The sequence below is a fragment of the Streptomyces sp. NPDC059003 genome, from assembly GCF_042740445.1.
Lineage (GTDB): Bacteria > Actinomycetota > Actinomycetes > Streptomycetales > Streptomycetaceae > Streptomyces.
This window is the reverse complement of the sequence record NZ_JBHYJH010000147.1, coordinates 1-23226: the sequence shown is the minus strand read 5'-3', so window position 1 is coordinate 23226 and position 23226 is coordinate 1. Positions and strand designations below refer to the sequence as shown.

Sequence of the window (23226 nt, the reverse complement as noted above, 5' to 3'; positions counted from 1 at the left end):
AGCCCACCTCCGCCGGGTCGGCCTCACCGGCCAGCGGGACCAGCGCCGCCGCCTGATCGCGCAACGCCTGCGGGTCGTGGGCCGACAACAGCCAGGGCACCACGGGCCGGGCACCGGCCGGGGCCTCCTCAGTGCGGTCGCCGGACTCCGCGGGCCCGGCCTCCTGCGGAGCCTCTTCGAGGATGACGTGCGCGTTGGTGCCGCTCATGCCGAAGGACGACACACCCGCACGCCTCGGCCCGCTCTCGGCGCGCGGCCACTGGCGGGCCTCGGCCAGCAGTTCCACCGCACCCGCCGACCAGTCCACATGCGACGACGGCGTCTCGGCGTGCAGCGTCTTGGGCATGAGTCCGTGCCGCATCGCCAGGACCATCTTCATCACACCCGCGACACCGGCCGCACCCTGCGTGTGCCCCAGGTTCGACTTGACCGAGCCGAGCCACAGCGGCCGGCCGTCGGGGCGGTCCTGGCCGTAGGTGGCCAGCAGCGCCTGCGCCTCGATCGGGTCGCCCAGCGTGGTGCCGGTGCCGTGGCCCTCGACCGCATCCACCTCGGCCGCGGACACCCCGGCGTTCGCCAGCGCCTGCCGGATCACCCGCTGCTGTGACGAGCCGTTGGGCGCGGTCAGGCCGTTGGAGGCGCCGTCCTGGTTGGCCGCGGTGCCGCGGACGAGGGCCAGGACCCGGTGCCCGTTGCGCCGCGCGTCCGACAGGCGCTCCACCAGCAGCAGGCCGACGCCCTCGCTGAACGCCGTGCCGTCGGCGTCGTCGGAGTAGGGCTTGCACCGGCCGTCCGGCGCGAGGCCGCGCAGGCTGCTGAACTCCCGGAAGGTGGAGGGGCTGGCCATCACCTGGGCGCCGCCGGCCAGGGCCAGCGAGCACTCGCCGGACCGCAGCGCCTGCACGGCCAGGTGCAGCGCGACCAGCGAGGAGGAGCAGGCCGTGTCCACGGTCACCGCCGGGCCCTCCAGGCCCAGGGCGTAGGCGATGCGGCCGGAGGCGACGCTGGTGGCGCTGCCCGTCGCCAGGTAGCCGTCGGCGTCGACCCCGGAGGCGTCGACGATCGGGCCGTAGTCCTGTCCGGTGGCTCCGGCGAAGACTCCGGTCGTGGTGCCGCGCAGGGACGCCGGTGAGATGCGGGCGTTCTCGAAGGTCTCCCAGGCGACTTCGAGCAGCAGCCGCTGCTGCGGGTCCATCGCCAGCGCCTCACGCGGCGAGATGCCGAAGAAGTCCGCGTCGAACTCGTCGGCGTCGTGCAGGAAGCCGCCGCGGCTGACGTAGCTGGTGCCGCTCCGTTCGGGATCCGGATCGACCAGCGCCTCGATCTCCCAGCCGGGCCGGTCGGGGAACTGTGAGGTGGCGTCCTCGCCGGCGGCCAGCAGCTGCCACAGGCGCTCGGGGCTTGTGACGTCGCCGGGCAGCCGGCAGCCCATGCCCACGATCGCGATCGGCTCGCGCGCCACCTGCTCCAGTCGCTGGTTGCGCTGCTTCAACCGTTCGTTGTCGCGCAGTGCGGCGCGCAGCGCCTCGACAATCTTGTCCGAAGCTGCCGGCATCTCAGTTCTCCCGTGCGTCTTTGTCGGTGCCGTGACGTCGCCGGGCAGCCGGCAGCCCATGCCCACGATCGCGATCGGCTCGCGCGCCACCTGCTCCAGTCGCTGGTTGCGCTGCTTCAACCGTTCGTTGTCGCGCAGTGCGGCGCGCAGCGCCTCGACAATCTTGTCCGAAGCTGCCGGCATCTCAGTTCTCCCGTGCGTCTTTGTCGGTGCCGAGTGCCAGCTCGACGAGGTCGGCAATGTTCATGTCGTCGACCCGGTCCGCCGCGTCGGCCTGGCCGTCCGGTTCGGGTGCGTGCCCCTGCTGCGGCGCGGCGGCCAGCTCCAGCAGGGCGTCCAGCAGTCCGGTCTCGCGCAGCCTGCTCAGCGGGATGCCGCGCAGGGTCGACCAGGTGGCCGCCTCCTCCGGGCTCAGCGCCGCGTCGTCGTTGTCGGCGTCGAAGAGCTGGGTCGTCAGGTGGTGTGCGAGGTCGGGGAAGGTGGGGTGGTCGAAGACGAGGGTGGTGGGCAGTTTCAGGCCGGTGATCGCGGTCAGCCGGTTGCGGAGCGCCATCACGGTCAGCGAGTCGAAGCCCAGATCGCGGAAGGACCGGTCGGACTGCAGCTCGGCGACCGAGTCGTGGCCGAGGGCCACCGCCGCCTCGCGCCGGAGCCGGTCGAGCATCAGCCGCTGCCGCTCGCCGTCGTCGAGGGCGGACAGTTCGCGGACGAACTCGGGCCGGCCGCCGCTCTCGCCGGTGGCCGTGTCCGGCTCGGTGAGCGCCTGGCGTGCCTCGGGCACTCCGAGGATCAGCGGTCTGCTGCGGGCCGCGCTGTAGGCGGGGGCGAAGGTCTGCCAGCCGATGTCCGCGACCAGGAGGTTGTGGTCCTGGCGGCTGACGGCGTCGGTGAGCGCGGCGATGGCCAGGTCGGGGTCCATCTCCCGGTTGCCGAGGCGACGCAGGTGGGCGGCGGTGTCCGCGTCGACCATGCCGCCGCCGTCCCATGCGCCCCAGGCGATCGACAGGACGGGCAGGCCGGTGCTGCGGCGCTCGGCCGCGAAGGCGTCGAGGTAGGCGTTGGCCGCCGTGTAGCCGATCCGGCCTGCGCTGCCCCAGATCGCGGCCCCGGAGGAGAACAGCACGAAGGCGTCGAGGTCCAGGGCTTGCGCGTGGTCGGCGAGGTTGCGGGTGCCGGTCACCTTGGGGGCCAGTACGGCGGCCAGTTCGCCGGCCGTCACCTCGTCGGCGGGCAGCTCACGCCCGCTGGTGCCGGCGGCGTGCAGCACCGCCCGGACCGGCGGGCCGTTGGAGCCGATCTTCTCGAACAGGTCGCCGAGGGCCTGTGTGTCGGCGAGGTCGCAGGCGGCGATGACGACGTCGGCGCCCATGTCGATGAGTTCGTCGAAGAGTTCGGGCATGCCGTCGGCGTCCTGGCCGCGGCGGCTGACCAGGACGATGCGTTCGGCGCCGGAGCGTGCGGCCCAGCGCGCGAGATGGCCGCCGATCGCCCCGGTGCCGCCGGTGATCACTACGGTGTCCCGCGGTTGCCACGGCGTCGCCGGGCCGTCGGCCGGCGCGCGGACCAGGCGGCGGGCCACCGGCCCGGACGGTCTGATCGCCACCTGTTCCTCACCGGTCGCGCCGCTGAGCACGGCGCACAGGTGGCGGGCGCTGTCGGTGTCGAGTGCGGAGGGCAGGTCGATCAGTCCGCCCCAGCGGCGGGGCAGGTCGAGTCCGAGTACCAGGCCGGTGCCCCACACCAGGGCCTGCGTGGGGTGGTGCGGCGGGTCATCGGGGCCGCATCCCACCGCGCCCGCTGTGGCCAGCCACAAGGGTGCGTTGAGGTCGAGCGCGGTCAGGGCGCGGACCGTGGCCAGGCAGGCGGTGAGGCCGATGGGCACGGCGGGGTGGTCGGGATGGGGGCGCTCGTCCAGGCCGGTGAGGCAGAGCACGCCCGCGGGGTGCCTGCCGTCGAGCGCGTCGGTGATCCGCCCGGCGAGCCGGGCGGCGTCGTCGCTCTCGCCGGTGTGCACGCAGAGTTCGATCACGTCGGCGCCTGCCTGTGTCAGGGCGCGGACGGTGTCGTCGGCGAGGCTGTCGTAGGCCTCGGGGCGCCGCAGCACCAGCCAGCTGCCGGACAGCGGTTCCGGGGCGGCCTGCGGGGTCGGCGCGGGCTCCCAGTGGATGCGGTAGCGCCAGGTGTCCAGGGTGGTGCGGGCCTGCCGCCCGGTGTGCCAGCGGGACAGTGCGGGCAGGACGGGCGCGATGTCCTGGCGGTCCGCGCCGATGTGCCGGGCGAGCGTGTCCAGGTCCTGGCTGCGTACCGCCTGCCAGAACTCGGTCTCCGCGGGGTCGGCGGGCTGTGCGCCGGTGGCGGCGGGTTCGGGGAAGTCGGGCCAGAACCGGCGGCGTTGAAAGGCGTAGGGGGGCAGGTCGACGCGGTGCGCGCCGGTGCCGTCGAAGACTCGGTTCCAGTCGACGTCCGCCCCCGCCGCGTGTGCCTCGCCGACGGACCGCAGGAACCGGGCCGGGCCGCCGTCGAAGCGGCGCAGCGTGCCGAGGGCGACGCTGTCGCGGGCGTCGGCCCGGCTCTCGGCGACGGTCTCCTCGATGGCGCCGGTCAGGACCGGGTGGGCGCTGACCTCGACGAGCGGTCCGAACCCCTGCTCGACGAGTGCCCGCACGGAGTCGGCGAAGCGCACGGGACGGCGCAGGTTCGCGAACCAGTAGCCCGCGTCGAACTCGGGGCCGTCGATCCACTCGCCGGTGACGGTGGAGAAGAAGGGCACTTCGGGGGCCGACGGTGTGATCGGTCGGAGCAGGTGCAGGAGTCTCGCCTCGACGGCGTCCACGTGCGGCGAGTGCGAGGCGTAGGTGATCGGCACCACCTTGGTGCGGATGTCCTGGGCCTGGCAGGCGGCGGTGAACTCACGCAGTGCGTCCGCGTCCCCGGACACCACCACGGCACGCGGGCTGTTGACCACGCCGATGCGCAGGCGGCCGTCGTAGCCGCGCAGCATCTCCTCGACCCGGGCGGGCGGCGCGGCCACCGACAGCAGGCCGCCGAGACCGGCGATCGTGACGATCTCCCGGCTGCGCAGGCAGACGACGCGGGCGGCGTCGCGCAGGGTCAGTGCCCCGGCGGCGCAGGCCGCGGCGATCTCACCCTGCGAGTGCCCGACCACCGCGGCCGGCTCCACGCCGTAGGAGCGCCACAGGGCGGCGAGGGACACGCTGACCGCGAAGGTCACGGGCTGCACCACGTCGTCGCCGTCGAGGCCGGGCGCGCCGGTTGCGCCCCGCAGCACGTCGGTCAGCTTCCAGTCCACGAACTCGGACAGGGCGGCCTCGCAGCGCCCGATGCTCTGGGCGAAGTGCGGTTCCGTGTCGAGCAGTTCGGCCGCCATGCCGGCCCATTGGGAGCCCTGGCCGGGGAAGACGAACACCGGGCGGCTCGCGGGGCGGGCGACGCCCTCGATGACGTTGCCGCTGGGTTCGCCGGTGGCCAGGGCGCGCAGGCCGTCGAGCAGGTCGGTCCGGTCGGCTCCGACGAGCACGGCGCGGTGCTCGAAGGACGACCGGGTGGTGGCGAGCGTCAGCCCGACGTCGGCGGGCTGATGCTCCTCGACGGCCGGCAGCAGACGGTTCGCCTGGGCGCGCAGGTCCGGTGCGCTGGGCGCGGACAGCGTCCAGGCGACGGCCGCGGGCGGCCGGGCGGGCCGCGCGGCGGGCGGTGTGGCGTCGGGGGCCGGTGCCTGCTCCAGGATCACGTGGGAGTTGGTGCCGCTGATGCCGAAGGAGGACACCGCGGCCCGGCGGGGCCGTCCTGTCTGCGGCCAGTCCTGGTTGTGCGTCAGCGGCCGTACGGCGCCGGAGTCCCAGTCGACCCGGGACGACGGCGCGTCGAGGTGCACGATCTTCGGCAGCACGCCGTGGCGCATGGCCATGACCGTCTTGATGATGCCCGCGACACCTGCGGCGGCCTGGGTGTGCCCGATGTTCGACTTGAGCGCGCCGACCAGCAGGGGGGTGGCGGCCGGTCGTTGCCGGCCGTAGGTGGCGAGGAGGGCCTGTGCCTCGATGGGGTCGCCGAGCGAGGTGCCGGTGCCGTGTGCCTCGACGGCGTCGATGTCGGCTGTGGTGAGGCCCGCGCCCGCCAGGGCCTGGCGGATCACCCGCTGCTGTGCGGGGCCGTTGGGTGCGGTGAGGCCGTTGGAGGCGCCGTCCTGGTTGACCGCCGAGCCGCGTACGAGGCCGAGCACGGTGTGCCCGTTGCGGCGCGCGTCCGACAGGCGTTCCAGCAGCAGCAGGCCGAGGCCCTCGCCCCAGCCGGTGCCGTCGGCGGCCTGGGCGAACGGTTTGCAGCGGCCGTCGCCGGCGAGCCCGCGCTGGCGGCTGAACTCCTGGAAGACCTGGGGTGTCGCCATCACGGTGACGCCGCCGGCCAGGGCGAGCGTGCACTCGCCCGCGCGCAGCGCGGCGGCCGCCTGGTGCAGCGCGACCAGCGAGGACGAGCAGGCGGTGTCGACGGTGACGGCCGGGCCCTCCAGGCCGTAGGTGTAGGCGATGCGCCCGGAGGCGACGCTGCCGGCGGTGCCGGTGCCGAGGTGGCCGTCGAGGTCGTGGTCGCGGCCGTGCAGCAGCATCGAGTAGTCGGTGTACATCAGGCCGATGAACACGCCGGTCCGGCTGCCGCGCAGGGAGCGGGCCGGGATGCCGGCCCGTTCGAACAGTTCCCAGGAGGACTCAAGGAGCAGGCGTTGCTGGGGGTCCATGGCGAGGGCTTCGCGGGGGGAGATCCCGAACGGAGCGGGGTCGAAGCGGTCGGCGCCGGTGAGGAAGCCGCCCTCGCGCACGTAGCTGGTGCCGGGCCGGTCGGGGTCGGGGTCGAACAGTGTGTCGAGGTCCCAGCCGCGGTCGGTCGGCATCGGGGCGATGGCGTCCTCGCCGCGCAGGACCAGCTGCCACAGGTCTTCCGGTGTCTCGACGCCGCCGGGCAGCCGGCAGGCCATGGACACGATCGCGATCGGCTCGTCGGCTGCGGCCCGCCCGGGTGCCGTGCCGGCCCGTGGGTCCGCTGCGGGTGCGGCGGCGGTGCGGTCGTCGCGCGCGGCCGTCAGGGTTTCCAGGTGCTCGGCCAGGGCGGCCGGGGTGGGCTGGTCGAAGATGACCGAGGCGGGCAGCCGCAGGCCGGTCTGCTCGCTGAGCACGTTGCGCAGCTCGACGGCCATCAGTGAGTCGAAGCCGAGCTCGGAGAACGCCTTTTGGGGGTCGACGGCGGTCGGTGAGGAGTACCGCAGCACGGCGGCCACCCGGGCCCGGACCAGGTCGAGCATCCGGGCCGGGCGGGGGGCCTGGCGCGTGGCGGCGGGTTTGCCGCGGCGGACCAGTCCGCGCAGCAGGGCGGGCAGTGCCTGTTCGCGGTCCAGTTCGCGCAGCGGGTCGAAGTCGAAGGCGGCGGGCACCAGGTTGGCCTCGGGGCGGCGCAGCGCGGTGTCGAACAGCGCGAGCCCGTCGGTGTTGCTGAGGCTGAGGATGCCGATGCCGTGGGCGCGTTCCAGGTCGATGTCGCTGATGCCGCCGACCATGCCGTCCTCGCCCGCCCACAGGCCCCAGGCCAGCGACTGGCCGGGAAGACCGGCCCGCCGGCGCTGTACGGCGAGCGCGTCGAGGTAGGCGTTGGCCGCGGCGTAGTTGCCCTGGCCGGGGCCGCCGAAGGTGCCGGCGGCCGAGGCGAACAGGACGAACGCCGAGAGGTCGAGGTCCTGGGTCAGCTCGTGCAGGTTGCGCGCGCCGGCCACCTTCGGGGCAAGGACGGTGTCGATCCGCTCGGGTGTCAGCGACTGGACGATGCCGTCGTCGAGGATGCCGGCCAGGTGGATGACCGCCGTCAGCGGGTGCTCGGCGGGCACGTCGGCCAGCAGCTCGGCCAGCGCGTCCCGGTCGCCCACGTCACAGGCCACGAGCCGCACGTCGGCGTCCAGCGCGGTCAGTTCCGGGGCGTCGGCGCCGTCGGGTCCGGATCGGCTGGTCAGCAGCAGGTGCCGGATGCCGTGCTGCTCGACCAGGTGCGAGCACACGGCGCGGCCCAGCCGGCCGGTGGCCCCGGTGACCAGGACCGTGCCCTGCGGGTCGAGGGGGGCCGGCGGCTCCTCGGCGAGGCCGGGCAGCCGGGCGAGACGGGGTGCGTACCAGTGGGAGTCGCGCAGCAGGAGGTGGGGCTCGTCGTGCGGGAGGCCGGCGAGGTCGAGGTCGGGGGCGTCGTCGGGGGCGTCCACGAGGACGAAGTGGTCGGGGTTCTCCGACTGTGCCGAGCGCACCAGGCCCTGCACGGCGGCGGCGACCGGGTCGACGTCGCCGCTCTCGCCGGGCAGCCGGGTGGCGGCGCGGGTGCGCAGCACGAGCGGGGCGCCGTCCACGGCCCCGGGTGCGGCGAGCCGTTCCTGGAGCAGCGCGAGGGTGCGGTGCAGGGCCTGGCGCACCGCCTCGTACGGGTCGTCCGGCAGGTCGCCGCCGGGCAGGTCGACCACCTCCGGCAGGGCGTCCGGCAGTGGGAGGGAGGGGGCGGGTCCGGAGGGGACCTGCTGCCACTCGATCCGGAACAGCGCGTCGCGGTGCCGCGGCGGCGTGTGCAGCCGCTCGCCGGACAGGGGGCGCACCAGGAGCGAGTCGACGGAGATCACCGGCATCCCGGCGGGGTCGGTCGCGGTCAGCTGCAGCGAGTGCGGTGCGGTCTGGCTCAGGGTGACGCGCAGCGCGGTGGCGCCCGGGCTGTGCACGCTGACGCCGGACCAGGTGAAGGGGATCGCCCCGGGCGAGGTGCCGGCGTCGAGGGCGCCGGCGTGCAGGGCGGCGTCGAGGAGGGCCGGGTGCAGCTCGAAGCACTCGGCGTCGACGCTCTGGGACTCGGGCAGCTCCACCTCGGCGTGGATCTCGTCACCGAGTCGCCAGGCGGCGCGCAGGCCGCGCAGCAGCGGGCCGTACTCCAGGCCGGCCGCGGCCAGGCTGTCGTAGAGGTGGCCGGTCTCCATGGGGGTGGCGCCGGCCGGCGGCCAGGCGGTGAGCGCGGGCTCCGGCTGCTCCGGCTGCTCCGGCTGCGCGGTCAGGGTGCCGGCGAAGTGCTGGGTCCACGGCCGGTCTTCGACGGGCTCGTCCTGCCTGGCGTACGGCCGGGAGTATCCGGTCACGGTCCGGTTGCCGAAGGAGTCCGCGGCGCCGATGACCACCTGCACGGTGATCTGGTCGGCCGGGTCGAGGACCAGGGGCTCGGCCAGCACCAGTTCGTCGACGCGGGGACAGCCGATCTGCTGGCCGGCCCGCAGTGCGAGTTCCAGGAAGGCCGTGCCGGGCACCAGGATCCGGCCGGACACGCGGTGGTCGGCCAGCCAGGGGTGGGTGCCGGCGGAGAGCTCGCCGCCGAAGACGAAGCCGTCCGCGTCGGCGCGGGACATCCGCACGTCGAGGATCGGGTGTCCGCCGGTCATGTCGTCGCGGGAGATGGGCACGTCCAGCCAGAACCGGCGGTGCTGGAAGGCGAAGGTGGGCAGGTCGACGCCGCGCGCCCCGGTGCCGTCGTAGAAGGCGGGCCAGTCGACGGCCAGGCCGCTGGCCCACAGCCGGGCCAGTGTCCAGGTCAGGGCCTCGGGCTCCGGCTGGTCCTTGCGCAGCAGGGGCTGCACCAGGCACGAGGCGGACACGTCGTCGGCGACGGCCGCGCAGAGCGCGCCGCCCGGGCCCAGCTCGACGAACCGGGTCGTGCCGAGTGCGCGCAGCCGTGCGATGCCGTCGGCGAAGCGCACCGCCTCGCGCACGTGCCGCACCCAGTGGTCGGCCGTGAACTCCTCGACGATCTGTCCGGTGAGGTTGGACACGACGGGGATCTGCGGCCGCTGGTGGCCGATGCTCTGCGCGACGGTGCGGAACTCGGCGAGCATGCCGTCCATGTGGTGGGAGTGGAAGGCGTGGCTGACGGTCAGTCGGCGGGTGTCGCGGTCGGTGAACTCGGCGGCGACGCGCAGCACGGCGTCCTCGTCACCGGAGAGCACCACCGAGCCGGCGGCGTTGATCGCGCCGATCGACACGCCCGGGCCGAGCAGCGGGGCGACCTCGGCCTCGGTGGCGCGCACCGCGACCATGGCGCCGCCGGCGGGCAGCGCCTGCATCAGGCGGGCGCGCGCGGCGACCAGGCGGCAGGCGTCCGGCAGGGTGATCGCGCCCGCCACGTGGGCGGCCGACAGCTCGCCGATGGAGTGCCCGATGAGGTGGTCGGGGTGCACGCCCCAGGACTCCAGCAGCCTGAACAGCGCCACTTCCAGGGCGAAGAGCGCGGGCTGGGTGTGTTCGGTGCGGTCGAGCAGGTCGTTGGGTTCGAACATGACCTGCTTCAGGGGGATGCCCGCGCCGTCGGCCGAGGGCTCCAAGTGCGCGCAGACCTCGTCGAGCGCCTGGGCGAACACCGGGAACGCGTCGTACAACGCGCGTCCCATGCCGGCGTGCTGGGATCCCTGGCCGCTGAACATGAAGGCGACGGGGCCGTCGAGGCGGCGGCCCTCGATGACGCCCGGTGCGCCGCCCGTGCGGTCGGCGAGCGCGGCGAGCGCGGCCGACAGCTCCTGGGTGTCGGCGCCCAGCGCCACCGCCCGGTGCTCCAGCGCGGCCCGCGTGGTGGCGAGGGAGAGGCCGACGTCCTGGGCGGCGTGCCCCTCCACTCCGGAGAGCAGCCGGCGTGCCTGCCCGGTGAGCCCGTCGGCGGTCTTCGCGGACACCACCCACGGCACGGTGGCCGGCCGCCGGGCGGGGGCGCCGATGTGCGGCGGGCCGGTGGGCCGCTCGGCGGCCGGCTCCGGCGCCTGTTCCAGGATCGCGTGGGCGTTGGTGCCGCTGACGCCGAACGCCGAGACGCCGGCCCGCCGGGGCCGGTCCGGTGTCAGGGGGGCGGGCCAGGGCTGGGCCTCGGTGAGCAGCCGTACGCCGCCGGCGGACCAGTCGATGTGCTGGGAGGGCTGGTTGACGTGCAGGGTCTTCGGCAGCACGCCGTGCCGCATGGCCATGACCGTCTTGATCACGCCGGCCACGCCGGCGGCGGCCTGGGTGTGCCCCAGGTTCGACTTGAGCGAGCCCAGCCACAGCGGCCGGTCCGCCGGCCGGCCGGTGCCGTACGTCGCGATCAGCGCCTGCGCCTCGATGGGGTCACCCAGGCGGGTGCCGGTGCCGTGCGCCTCGACGGCGTCCACGTCCTGCGGGGTCAGGCCGGCGTTGGCCAGCGCCTGCCGGATGACGCGCTGCTGGGAGGGCCCGTTGGGTGCGGTGAGGCCGCTGCTGGCGCCGTCCTGGTTGACGGCGGTGCCGCGGATCACGGCGAGCACCGGGTGCCCGTTCTGCCGGGCCACCGACAGGCGCTCCAGGGCGAGCAGGCCCACGCCCTCGGACCAGCCGGTGCCGTCGGCGCCGTCGGCGAACGACTTGCAGCGGCCGTCGGGTGCCAGGCCCCGGTGCCGGCTGAACTGCACGAAGGTGACCGGCGTGGACATCACGGTCACCCCGCCGGCGAGCGCCAGCGAGCACTCCCCCGACCGCAGTGCCTGGCAGGCCAGGTGCAGGGCGACCAGCGAGGAGGAGCACGCCGTGTCCAGCGTCACCGCGGGCCCCTCGAGACCGAAGGTGTACGCGATCCGGCCGGAGGCGATGCTCGGCGAGCTGCCGTTGCCGATGTAGCCCTCCAGGCCCCGCGGTGGGCGCCGGATCCGGGTGCCGTAGTCCTGGTACATGATGCCGACGTACACGCCCGTGCGGCTGCCGCGCAGTGACGTGGGGCTCATGCCGCCGCGCTCCAGCGCCTCCCAGGACGCCTCCAGCAGCAGCCGCTGCTGCGGGTCGACGGCCAGTGCCTCACGCGGGCTCAGCCCGAACAGCTCGGGGTCGAACTCGGCGGCGTCGTGCAGGAAGCCGCCCTGCGTGCAGTAGGTGGTGCCGGGTCGGTCGGGGTCCGGGTCGTACAGCGACTTCAGGTCCCAGCCGCGGTCGGTCGGGAAGTGCGAGACCGCGTCGGTGCCGTGCGACACGAGGTCCCACAGCTGCTCGGGCGAGGCGACGTTGCCGGGCAGCCGGCAGCTCATGCCGACGATCGCGATCGGCTCCGAGCTGCCGGCCTCGTACTCGGTGAGCTTCTGCCGGGTACGGTGCAGGTCGGCGGTCGCCCGCTTCAGGTATTCGCGCAGCCGCTCCTCATTCATCGGATGCCCCTCCTCCTAGCGAACCGCATGGGCTCTGCACGACCTGCTTCTCCATTCGCCGCTCAGGTGTCCAGCTCGTCGAGGAACTGGAAGATCTCGTCGTCGCTCGCCGCGTCGAGGTGGTCGATCACGGAGTCGTCTCCCGGTCCGCCGGGGGACGGGGCGGTGACCGCGGCCGCGTCCGGACCCGCCAGCTTGCCCAGCAGCGTCCGCAGCCGGTTCTCGAGCCGGCCGCGCAAGGCGTCGTCGGCGGCCAGGTCGGGGAGGTTGGCGTCAAGCTTCTCCAGTTCCACAAGGATCGGGGTCAGGGCGCGTTCGCCGTCCGACGGGAAGATCTCGTGCAGGTGGGTGGCGAGCGCGCCCGGTGTCGGGTGGTCGAAGAGCACGGTTGCGGGCAGCGTGAGGCCGGTCTCCCTGCTCAGCCGGTTGCGCAGTTCGACGGCGCTGAGCGAGTCGAAGCCCATGTCCAGGAAGCCCGCCTCCACGTCGACGAGTTCGGGGCCCTGGTAGGCGAGGACCCGTGCCGCCTCGCCGCGGACCAGGTCCAGCAGGGCCCGCTTGCGCCGGGCCCCGGCCAGCGGCCCGAACCGGTCGGCCGGTGCGACGGTCCTGGCCTCGGCGTGCGCGGCGGCGGGCCGGCCCGGGCCGCGTACCAGGCCGCGCAGCATCGCCGGCACCTGGGCGGTGTTGTCCGCGTCCTCGAAACCGGCGAGGGAGAACCGTGCCGGCACCAGGACCGCTTCGTGGCGCCCGCAGGCGGCGTCGAACAGGTTCAGCGCTTCGGCCGTGGCCAGCGGCACCAGGCCGCCCCGGGCGAACCGCGCGAAGTCCGCCGCCCCGAGCTTGCCGGTCATGGTGCTCAGCTCGGCCCACGGGCCCCAGCACAGCGAGACCGCGGGCAGTCCGCGGGCCCGGCGGTGTGCGGCGAGCGCGTCGAGGACGGCGTTGCCGGCGGCGTAGCCGGCCTGTCCCGCGCCGCCGAGCGTCGAGGCCACCGAGGAGAACAGCACGAATGCGCTCAGGTCGCCGGACGCGGTCAGCTCGTGCAGGTTCAGCGCGGCGTCGGCCTTGGGCGCGAGCACGCCGTCGACCCGCTCGGGGGTCAGGGCGGTGATCACGCCGTCGTCGACGACGCCCGCGGCGTGCACGACCGCGGTGAGCGGGTGCTCGGCGGGGATGCCGGCGAGCAGCCTGCGCAGCGCGTCGCGGTCCGCCGCGTCGCAGGCCGCGACGGTCGCCTCGGCGCCCAGCGCGGCGAGTTCGTCGCGCAGCTCCTGCGCTCCCGCGGCGGCCGGCCCGCTCCGGCTGACCAGCAGCAGGTGCCGCACGCCGTGCTCGGTGACCAGGTGCCGGGCCAGCAGCCGGCCGAGCGTGCCGGTGCCGCCGGTGATCAGTGTGGTTCCGGCCGGGTTCCATCCGGTCGCCGCGCTGTCGGCGTCGACGTGCACCCGGGCCAGGCGGGCCAGGCGCACGCTCTCGCCCCGCAGCGCCAGTTGGGGCTCGTCGCCCGCGACGGCGGCGGCCAGCGCGGCGGTCGTGGCCGCGGTGGGGGTGCTGTCGTCGACGTCGAGCAGCGCGAAGCAGCCCGGGTTCTCGGTGATCGCCGCCCGGACCAGTCCGTGCACCGCGGCGCAGGGCAGGTCGGCCGGCTCGTCGCCGGGGTCGACGGCCACCGCGCCCCGGGTCACGAAGACCAGCCGGGATCCGGCGAACCGCGCGTCGGCGAGCCAGCTCTGCACCTGCTCCAGCGCCCAGTGGGCCGCCGCCCGGGCGCCCCGTGCCGGCTCGCCCCAGAAGGACGGCGCGACGACGAGCACCCGGTCGGGCACCGCGCCGGCCCCGGACAGCTCGCGCAACGTCGGGTGGCGGTCGAGCGTGACGGCGCCGGAGAGCGCCGCCACCGCGTCGGGCGCCCCGTCCCCGACGATCGCCCAGGTCCGGTGCCGCGGCAGCGGTGCCGCCGGGACCGGTGTCCACTCGGTGCGCAGCAGCGACTCGATGCGGGGCCGGCGCGGTGCGGCGCCGACCCGCGGGCGGAAGGCCAGCGACCGGGCGGACGCCACCGGTGTGCCGGCCGCGTCCCACACCTGGACGGACACGGTGTTCTCGGCGATGTCGGCCAGCCGCACCCGCAGGCGGTCGGCGCCCGAGCTGTACAGGGCGACGTTGCGCCACGAGAAGGGCATCACGCCCTGGCCCTCGTCGCCGAGCGCGCCCACCGAGACGGCCTGCACGGCGGCGTCGAGCAGCGCCGGATGCAGTGCGAAGCCGCCGGGGTCCGTGCCGTCGGGCAGGGCCACCTCGGCGAAGACCTCCGAGCCGCGCCGCCAGGCGGCGGCGAGGCCCTGGAACGCCGGGCCGTAGTCGCTGCCCGTGGCGGCCAGACGTGCGTAGAAGCCGTCGAGGTCGACCGGGTCGGCGTCCGCGGGCGGCCACACCTCGGGCGCCGGCTCACCGGACAGCGCCTCGGGCAGCAGGGTGCCGCTCGCGTGCTGCTGCCACGCCGTGCCGTCCGTCGTGCCGTCCGCGGTGCCGTCCGGCCGCGCGTACACCCCCAGCGTCCGTGCCCCGGTCTCGTCCGCGGCGCCCACCCGCACCTGTATCTGTACCGCTTCGCGCTCGGGCAGCACCAGCGGCGCGTGCAGGGTGAGTTCGTCCACGCACCGGCATCCGACCTGGTCGCCGGCCCGGAGGGCGAGTTCGAGGAACGCCGTGCCGGGCAGCACCACGGTGCCGTCCATGACGTGGTCGGCGAGCCAGGCGTGGTGGCGGGAGGAGAGCCGGGCCGTGAAGAGCACGCCGTCGCCGCCCGCGAGCTGCACGGCGGCGCCGAGCAGCGGGTGCCCGGCCGCGTCCAGCCCGGCGGCCCGCACGTCCCCTTCGGCTGCCGGGGCGTCGAGCCAGTAGCGCTGCCGCTGGAAGGGGTAGGTGGGCAGCTCGACCGGCTCGGCGGTGTCCGGCAGGAAGGCCGACCAGTCGCAGGTGCCGCCGTGCACGTAGAGCTGGGTGAGCGCGCCGAGGGCGGCCTCGGCCTCGTCACGTCCGCGCCGCAGCGCGGGCACCACCACGCCGGGGGCGTCCTCGGTGCGGCTGTCCGCGGCCATCGCGGCCAGTACGGCGTCGGGGCCGAGCTCCAGGAACCGGGTGACGCCCGCCTCGGCGAGGAAGCCCACCCCGTCGGCGAACCGAACGGCGCCGCGCAGCTGGGTCACCCAGTACTCGGCCGTGCACAGCTGCTCGGCCGTGGCCGTCTCGCCGGTGACGTCCGACACCACGGGGATCGTCGGCGGAGACATCGGAATGTCCCGGACGATCTCGGCGAAGTCCTCCAGCATCGCGTCCATGTGAGGTGAGTGAAACGCATGGCTGACCCGCAAATGCCTAGTCTTTCGGCCGAGACCGGCAAAGTGTGCGGACACGCGTTCGACTTCGGTGGTGTCGCCGGACACCACCGTCGCCTGCGGACCGTTGACCGCGGCCACCGCGATCCGGTCCGCCAGGCCGTCGAGCAGCGGCAGCACCTCCTGCTCGGCGGCGGCCAGCGCGGCCATCGCACCGCCGGCCGGCAGCTGTCCCATCAGCCGGCCGCGCGCCGCCACCAGGCGGCACGCGTCGGGCAGCGTGAACACGCCGGCCAGGTGGGCGGCGGCCAGCTCGCCGACGGAGTGCCCGAGCAGGTAGTCCGGGGTGACGCCCCACGACGCGAAGAGCCGGAACAGCGCCACCTCGACGGCGAACAGCGCCGGCTGGGTGTACTCCGTGCGGTCCAGCAGCCCGGCTTCCTCGCTGCCCTGCGCGGCGAACACGACCTCGCGCAGCGGCCTGGGCAGTTCCAGGTCCACATGGGCGCAGACCTCGTCGAAGGCGTCGGCGTAGACCGGGAACGTCCGGTACAGCTCGCGGCCCATGCCGAGCCGCTGGGCGCCCTGTCCGGAGAACAGGAACGCGGTACGGCCGCCGCTGGTGGCGCCGGAGGCCGACGGTGCGCTCGCGCGCCCGTCCAGCCAGCCGGCGAGCTGGTCCCGCAGCGCGTCGCGGTCGGTGCCCCAGCACACCAGCCGGTGCTCGAAGCGGGAGCGCGCCGCAAGGCTGCGGCCGACGGACGCGGCGTCGTGCCCGGGCCGCCCGTCGAGCGCCCCGAGCAGGTTCTCGACCTGCGCGGTCAACGCGGCGGAGGTGCGTGCGGACAGCGTCCACGGCAGCCGTCCGGCGCTGGCCCGGGCCACCGGGGCGGCAGCGGCCGGGCTGGGCGCGGCGGGCACCGGCTGCCCGGTGCCCGCCGCTTCCTGCCGCACGGCACCGGCCGCCTCCGTGCCCGCCGGCGCACCGGCCGGGAGCGCGGGCGGACCCGCCGGGGCCTGTTCGAGGATCACGTGCACGTTCGTGCCGCTCATGCCGAACGAGGACACCGCGGCCCGGCGGGGCGCGTGGGCGTCCGGCCAGACCCGCTCCTCGGTGAGCAGCCGCACGGTGCCCGCCGACCAGTCGACGTGCGGGGTGGGCTCGTCGGCGTGCAGGGTGCGGGGCATGGTGCCGTGCTGCATCGCCAGCACGGACTTGATGACCCCGGCTACGCCGGAGGCCGCCTGGGTGTGGCCGATGTTCGACTTCACCGCGCCCAGCCACAGCGGCCGGTCCGCCGGCCGGTCCTGCCCGTACGTGGCCAGCAGCGCCTCGGCCTCGATGGGGTCGCCCAGCGCGGTGCCGGTGCCGTGCGCCTCCATCATGTCCACGTCGGCGGTGCCCAGTTCGGCGTTGGCCAGCGCCTGGCGGATCACCCGCTGCTGGGCGAGTCCGCTGGGCGCCGTCAGCCCGTTCGAGGCGCCGTCCTGGTTGGCCGCGCTGCCCCGGATCACCGCCAGCACCCGATGGCCGTTGCGCCGTGCGTCCGACAGCCGCTCCACCAGGAGCATGCCGACGCCCTCGGCCCAGCCCGCCCCGTCGGCGGCGGCGGAGAACGCCTTGCACCGCCCGTCCGAGGAGAGCGCGCCCTGCCGGCTGAACTCGATGAAGGTGTGCAGGGTGGAGATGACGGTCACGCCGCCCGCCAGTGCCATGGCGCACTCCCCGGACCGCACCGACTGGGCGGCCAGGTGCAGGGCGACCAGCGAGGACGAGCAGGCGGTGTCCACGGTGACGGCGGGACCCTCCAGGCCGAAGGTGTACGCCACCCGGCCGGAGGTCACGCTGGCCGCGCTGCCGGTGGCGATCTGCCCTTCGAACTCACCCGCCGACCGGCCGAGCCGCATCCCGTAGTCGTTGTAGTTCGCGCCCACGAACACCCCGATGGGGCTTCCCTTGACCGTCGCCGGGTCGATCCCGGCCCGTTCGAACGCCTCCCACGAGGTCTCCAGCAGCAGCCGGTGCTGCGGGTCGATGGCCGGCGCCACCCGCGGCGAGATGCCGAAGAACACCGGGTCGAAGGAGCCGACGTCGTGCAGGAAGCCGCCGCCGCTGGAGTAGAACGTGCCCGGGTGGTCCGGGTCCGGGTGGTAGCTCCCGTCCAGGTCCCAGCCGCGGTCGGTGGGGAAGCCGGAAACCGCGTCCCGGCCCGTGGACAGCAGGTCCCAGAACTCCTCGGGGGTGGCCACCCCGCCGGGGAAGCGGCAGCTCATCGCGACGATGGCGACCGGGTCGTCGGCCGTGGCGCCGGCCGGCCCGCCCGTCAGCGCCGCCGTGGTGGCAACCGGAGTGGTGGCAAGCGGCGCGGCGGCGGTGTCGGACGGCTCGCCCGTCGCGCCGAACAGCTGGTCGGACAGGTGCCCGGCCAGACCGCTCACGGTGTTGTGGTCGAAGACCACGGTGACCGGAAGCCGCAGGCCGGTGGCGGAGTTGAGCCGGTTGCGCAGCTCGACCGCGGTCAGCGAGTCGAGGCCGAGGTCGCGCAGCGCCCGGTCGAGGTCGATCGCGTCGGGCCCGGTCAGGCCGAGCACCGCCGCCGCCTGGCTGCGCACCAGCGTCAGCAGTGCCTGCTGCCGCTCGGCCGGCGAGCACCCGGCGAGGTCGGCGACAAGGCCCTCGTCGGCCTGCTCCTCGTGCGAGGTCCGGTCCGCCGTGGGGCGGGCTTCCGGCAGCCGGTCGAGCACCCGCCCGGCGCGGCCGGGCGCGCACGCCGGCCCGAACACCGCCCAGTCGATATCGGCGACGGTGAGGCAGGGCAGGTCGTGGTCGAGGGCCTGCTGCAGCGCCGACAGGGCCGTCTCCGGCGCCATCGCGACGATGCCGTTGCGGCTCAGCCACTCGCCCGTCTCACCGGTGGCGAGACCCACCCGGTCCCAGGCGCCCCAGGCCAGCGAGGTGGCCGGCCGGCCCGCCGCACGGCGGGCCAGCGCCAGCGCGTCGAGATAGGCGTTGGCCGCCGCGTAGCTGCCCTGGCCGGGTCCGCCGAGCGTGCCGGCGATGGACGAGAACAGCACGAAGGCGTCCAGGTCGGCGCCCTCGGTCAGCTCGTGCAGATGACGCGCCGCGGCCACCTTGGGAAGCAGCACCGTCCTGGCCCGCTCCGGGGTGAGCACGTCGAGCAGGCAGTCGTCGAGCACGGCCGCCGCGTGCACGACCGCGGTCAGCGGGTGCTCGGGGTCGATGCCGGCGAGCAGCCCGGCGACCTGGTCGCGGTCGGCCACGTCGCAGGTCGCGATGGTCACCCGGGCACCGAGCCCGGTCAGCCGCTCCGTCAGCTCCGCGGCGCCCGGCGCCCGGTCGCCACGGCGGCTGGTCAACAGCAGGTGCCGGGCTCCGTTCGACGCCAGCCACGCGGCGATCTCCGCGCCGATGCCTCCCGTGCCGCCGGTGACGAGCACGGTGCCGGTGGGCCGCCAGTGCCGCACCGCGGTGCGGCCGGACAGCGGCTTGCGGGCCAGGCGGCGCGCGTACACCCCGCCGGCCCGTACGGCCAGTTGGTCCTCGCCGTCCGGCGCGCCCAGCGCCCGGACCAGCCGTTCGGCCGCGCGCTCGTCGGGCTCGGCCGGCAGGTCGACCAGGCCGCCGATCCGCTGCGGGTACTCCAGGGCGGCGATGCGTCCGAGCCCCCACAGCAGGGCCTGCTGCGGGTCGACAGACCGGTCGGAGGATCCGACACGGACCGCGCCTTGGGTGGCGAACCACAGCGGTGCCGTGCTGCCGGCGTCGCCGAGCGCCTGGACGACCAGCACCGCCTGGTCGAAGTCCGCCTGGTCGACGTCTGGGTGGTCGACGTCTGGGTGGTCGGGGTCCGGGCGGTCGCCGAGTGCGAGCAGGGACAGCACTCCGGTGTACTCGGAGCCGGCCTCGCGCAGACGCGCGGCCAGCTCGGCGCGCTCGGTGGTCTCGACCTGCGTCACCCGGACGTCGGCGCCGAGTGCCGTGAGCGCCCGGCGTGCGTGCTCGGACCAGGCGTGCCCGTCGGCCGGGACCAGCAGCAGCCATCGGGCGCCGTCGATGCGCGGTGCCGCGCCCTGTGGGAGGGGCTGCCACTGGACGTCGTAGCGCCACGAGTCCAGCTCGGAGTCCTGGCGGCGCCGTCGACGCCAGTCGGAGAGGACGGGCATCAGCTCTTCGAGCGGGGCGGAGTCCGTCACGCCGAGGGTGGCGGCGAGCGCGTTCGGGTCGTCGCGCTCGATGGCGGCCCAGAACTCGGCGTCGGCCGGGTCCTGTTCGGCCTCGCTGTCACCGGCCTCGTCCTGGAGCCAGTAGTGCTGGCGCTGGAAGGGGTAGGTGGGCAGGTCGACGGTGTGGGGGCGGGCGTTCTGGAACAGGGCCGTCCAGTCGACGTCGACACCGCGCACCCACAGCTCGGCCGCGCCGGTGAGGAGTCGGTCGAGGCCGCCGTCATCGCGCCGCAGCGAACCGGTCACCACCCCCGGCTCCCCGTCGGCCGTCTCCACGATTTCCTGCACCGCAGCGGTCAGCACCGGGTGCGAGGACACCTCCACGAACGTGCCGTACCCCTCGGCGGCCAGCTCCTCCACCGCCTGGGCAAACCGCACCGTCGAGCGCAGGTTCGTAAACCAGTACCCGCCGTCCATGCCCGAGCCGTCCGTGAACTCACCCGTCACCGTGGACAGCAACGGCACCTCACCCGCACGCGGCACGATCCCGCCCAGCACGGCGGCCAGCTCGTCCTCCAGCACATCCATCGCCGGCGAGTGCGAGGCATAGTCCACCGCGATCCGCCGCGCCCGGTTCCCCAGCCGCTCGCACTCGGCCACGACCTCCTCGACCGCGGCCACCTCACCGGAAATCACCACCTGGCCGGGCCCGTTGACGGCCGCGACAACAGCCCGTCCCGACCAGCCGGCCAGCAACTCCTCCGCCCGCTCGACGGACACGCTGAGCGACGCCATCGTGCCCCGCCCACCACCAGCCAGCCGGGCAATCGCCGCGGACCGGGCCACCACCACCCGCGCCGCATCCTCCAGCGACAACGCCCCCGCCACACACGCGGCCGCGATCTCGCCCTGCGAGTGACCGATGACTGCCGCCGGACGCACCCCCAACGACCGCCACACCTCTGCCAGCGCCACCATCACCACGAACGACGCCGGCTGCACCACATCCACCCGCTCCAACGACGGAGCATCCACCTCACCGCGCAGCACCGCGGTCACCGACCAGTCCACCAGCCCCGCCAACACGGCCTCGCACTCGGCCACCACCGAGGCAAACACCGCAGACGACTCCAGCAGACCGGCGCCCATACCGACCCACTGCGCACCTTGACCGGGGAAGACGAACACCGTCCGCCCCACCGGACCCGCCACCCCGGACACCACCTGGCCCGCGGGCTCCCCCGCCGCCAGCGCCGCAAGGCCCTCGGCGTACACGCCGGTCAGCACGGCCCGGTGCTCGAAGCACGAACGGGTCGTCAGCAACGACCAGCCCACCTCCACCGGGTCGGCCCCACCGGCCAGCGGGACCAGCGCCGCCGCCTGATCACGCAACGCCCGCCCGTCACGCGCCGACAACAGCCAGGGCACCACCGGCACAACCGGCAGGACCGCAGCCGTACCGGCCACGCCGACCGCGGCCTCGTCCTGGGGCCCGGTTCCGTCCTCTTCGGGGGCGGGGGCCTCTTCGAGGATCAGGTGCGCGTTCGTGCCGCTGATGCCGAAGGACGACACACCCGCACGCCTCGGCCGCTCGCCGCGCGGCCACTCACGGGCCTCGGCCAGCAGCTCCACCGCACCGGCCGACCAGTCCACGTGTGTGGACGGCGTCTCGGCGTGCAGCGTCTTGGGCATGAGCCCGTGCCGCATCGCCAGCACCATCTTCATCACGCCCGCGACACCGGCCGCGAGCTGCGTGTGCCCGATGTTCGACTTCACCGAGCCCAGCCACAGCGGCCGCTCTTCGGGACGGTCCTGACCGTAGGTGGCCAGCAGTGCGTGCGCCTCGATCGGGTCGCCCAGGGCCGTGCCCGTGCCGTGCGCCTCGACCACGTCGACGTCCGTGGGTTTCATGCGTGCGTTCGCCAGCGCCTGCCGGATCACCCGCTGCTGCGACGGGCCGTTCGGTGCGGTCAGGCCGTTCGACGCGCCGTCCTGGTTCATCGCCCAACCGCGCAGCACCGCCAGGACCTGGTGTCCGTTGCGCCGCGCGTCCGACAACCGCTCCAGGAGGAAGATGCCGGCGCCTTCCGAAAGGCCCATGCCGTCGGCGTCGTCGGAGAAGGGCTTGGACCGGCCGTCCTCGGCGAGCGCACGCTGCCGGCTGAAACCGATGAAGCCGGACGGTGTGGAGGCGACGGAGGCCGCTCCGGCCAGGGCCAGCGAGCACTCCTCGGAGCGCAGCGCCTGGGCGGCCAGGTTGACGGCCACCAGGGCCGAGGAACAGCCGGTGTCCAGGGTGACCGCCGGGCCTTCGAGGCCCAGCGTGTACGAGATCCGCCCGGAGGCGATGCTGCTGCCCGTCCCGGTGATCAGATGCCCCTCATGGCCCTCGGGAACCCGCCGCAGCCGTGATCCGTAGCCGGCGTCACCGACGCCGACGAACACGCCGCAGTTGCTGCCGCGCAGGCTGTGCGGGTCGATCCGGCCGCTCTCGACGGCCTCCCACGAGGTCTCCAGGAGCAGCCGCTGCTGCGGGTCCATCGCGACAGCTTCACGCGGGCTGATGCCGAAGAAGACCGGGTCGAACTGGCCCGCGTCCTGCACGAAACCACCGCTGCGGACGTAGGTGCGCCCCTCGTCCTCCGGGTTCGGGCTGTAGAGCCGCTCCAGGTCCCAGCCGCGGTCCTCGGGGAACCCGCTCATGGCGTCCTCGCCCGCCGTGATGAGCCGCCACAGGTCCTCCGGGCTGTTGATGCCGCCGGGGAAGCGGCACCCCATGCCGATGATCGCGATGGCGTCGTCGTCGGCCGTGCCGACGGCGACCGGCGCGATCGGGGCCGCGGCGTCGGGCTCCGCACCGAAGAGCTCGGTGTGCAGGTGCCGCACCAGGCGGGTGACGTCGGGGTGGTCGAAGACGAGGGTGGTGGGCAGCACCAGACCGGTGGCGGTGCGCAGCGCGTTGCGCAGTTCGACCGCGAGCAACGAGTCGAAGCCCAGGTCACGCAGCGGCCGCCCGTCCTCGATGGCGTCCGGGGAGGAGTGCCCGAGGACCGTGGCCGCGTGGGTGCGCACCAGGGCGCGCAGGGCGATCTCCCGGTCCTCGACGGCAAGCGGGTGCAGCCGCTCCCGCAGGGGGTTCTCCTCGCCGGTCGACGCGGTGTCCGCGACCTGCGCGTCCTTCTCCAGGATGGCGCGGACTTCCGGGATGCCGTGGAGCAGCGGGCGCGGGCGCGCGGCCGTGAAGACGGGAACGAAGAGATCCCAATCCACCTCGGCGATGGCGAGGAAGTCCTCGTCGTCCGCCAGTGCCTGCCGCAGTCCGGCGATGGCCGTCCGCGGGTTCATGAACTGCAGTCCCCGCCAGTTCAGCGAGTCCGCTTCGACCTTGTTGGCCATGCCGCCGTCGTCGGCCGACCACAGGCCCCAGGCGATGGTGGTCCCGGCCAGCCCGCGGGCACGCCGGCTGCGGGTGACCGAGTCGAGACAGGCATTGCCGGAGGAGTACGAGGCATGCTCACCGGCGCCCCACACCGCGGCCACGGACGAGTACAGGACGAACGCGTCCAGGCCCTCGCGGTCGAAGAGCCGGTCGAGGTTGGCGGTGCCCACCAGCTTCGCCGACGCCTCGGCCTCGAACTCCGCCAGGTCCACGTCCGCAAGTGAAGCAAGCACGCCGACACCGGCGCTGTGCACGACGGTTCTGATCGGCGGGCCGTCGGCCTCCACCTGCTCGACGAGCCGGGCCAGGGCGTCGTAGTCACACACGTCACAGGCCACGACCGTCACCCGCGCGCCCAGGGCCTCGAGCTCTTCGGCGATCTCACGGGATCCCGGGGCGTTGGTGCCGCTGCGGGAGGTGAGTACGAAGTGCTCCACACCGCAGGTTGCGAGCCAGCGCGCGGTGTGTGCACCCAGACCGCCGGTACCACCCG

3 protein-coding genes are annotated in these 23226 nt (G+C 74.6%); all 3 read right to left on the bottom strand.

The window, feature by feature from the left end:
* On the bottom strand, positions 1-1738 hold a 1738-nt coding region (locus ACFWZ5_RS35305), incomplete at its 3' end, for a type I polyketide synthase (RefSeq protein WP_384891751.1).
* Position 1739: 1 nt separating this feature from the next.
* Complete coding sequence (locus ACFWZ5_RS35300) at positions 1740-11741, bottom strand: type I polyketide synthase (RefSeq protein ID WP_384891754.1); 10002 nt, start codon at positions 11739-11741, stop codon at positions 1740-1742.
* Positions 11742-11830: 89 nt separating this feature from the next.
* On the bottom strand, positions 11831-23226 hold an 11396-nt coding region (locus ACFWZ5_RS35295; RefSeq protein ID WP_384891748.1), incomplete at its 5' end, for a type I polyketide synthase.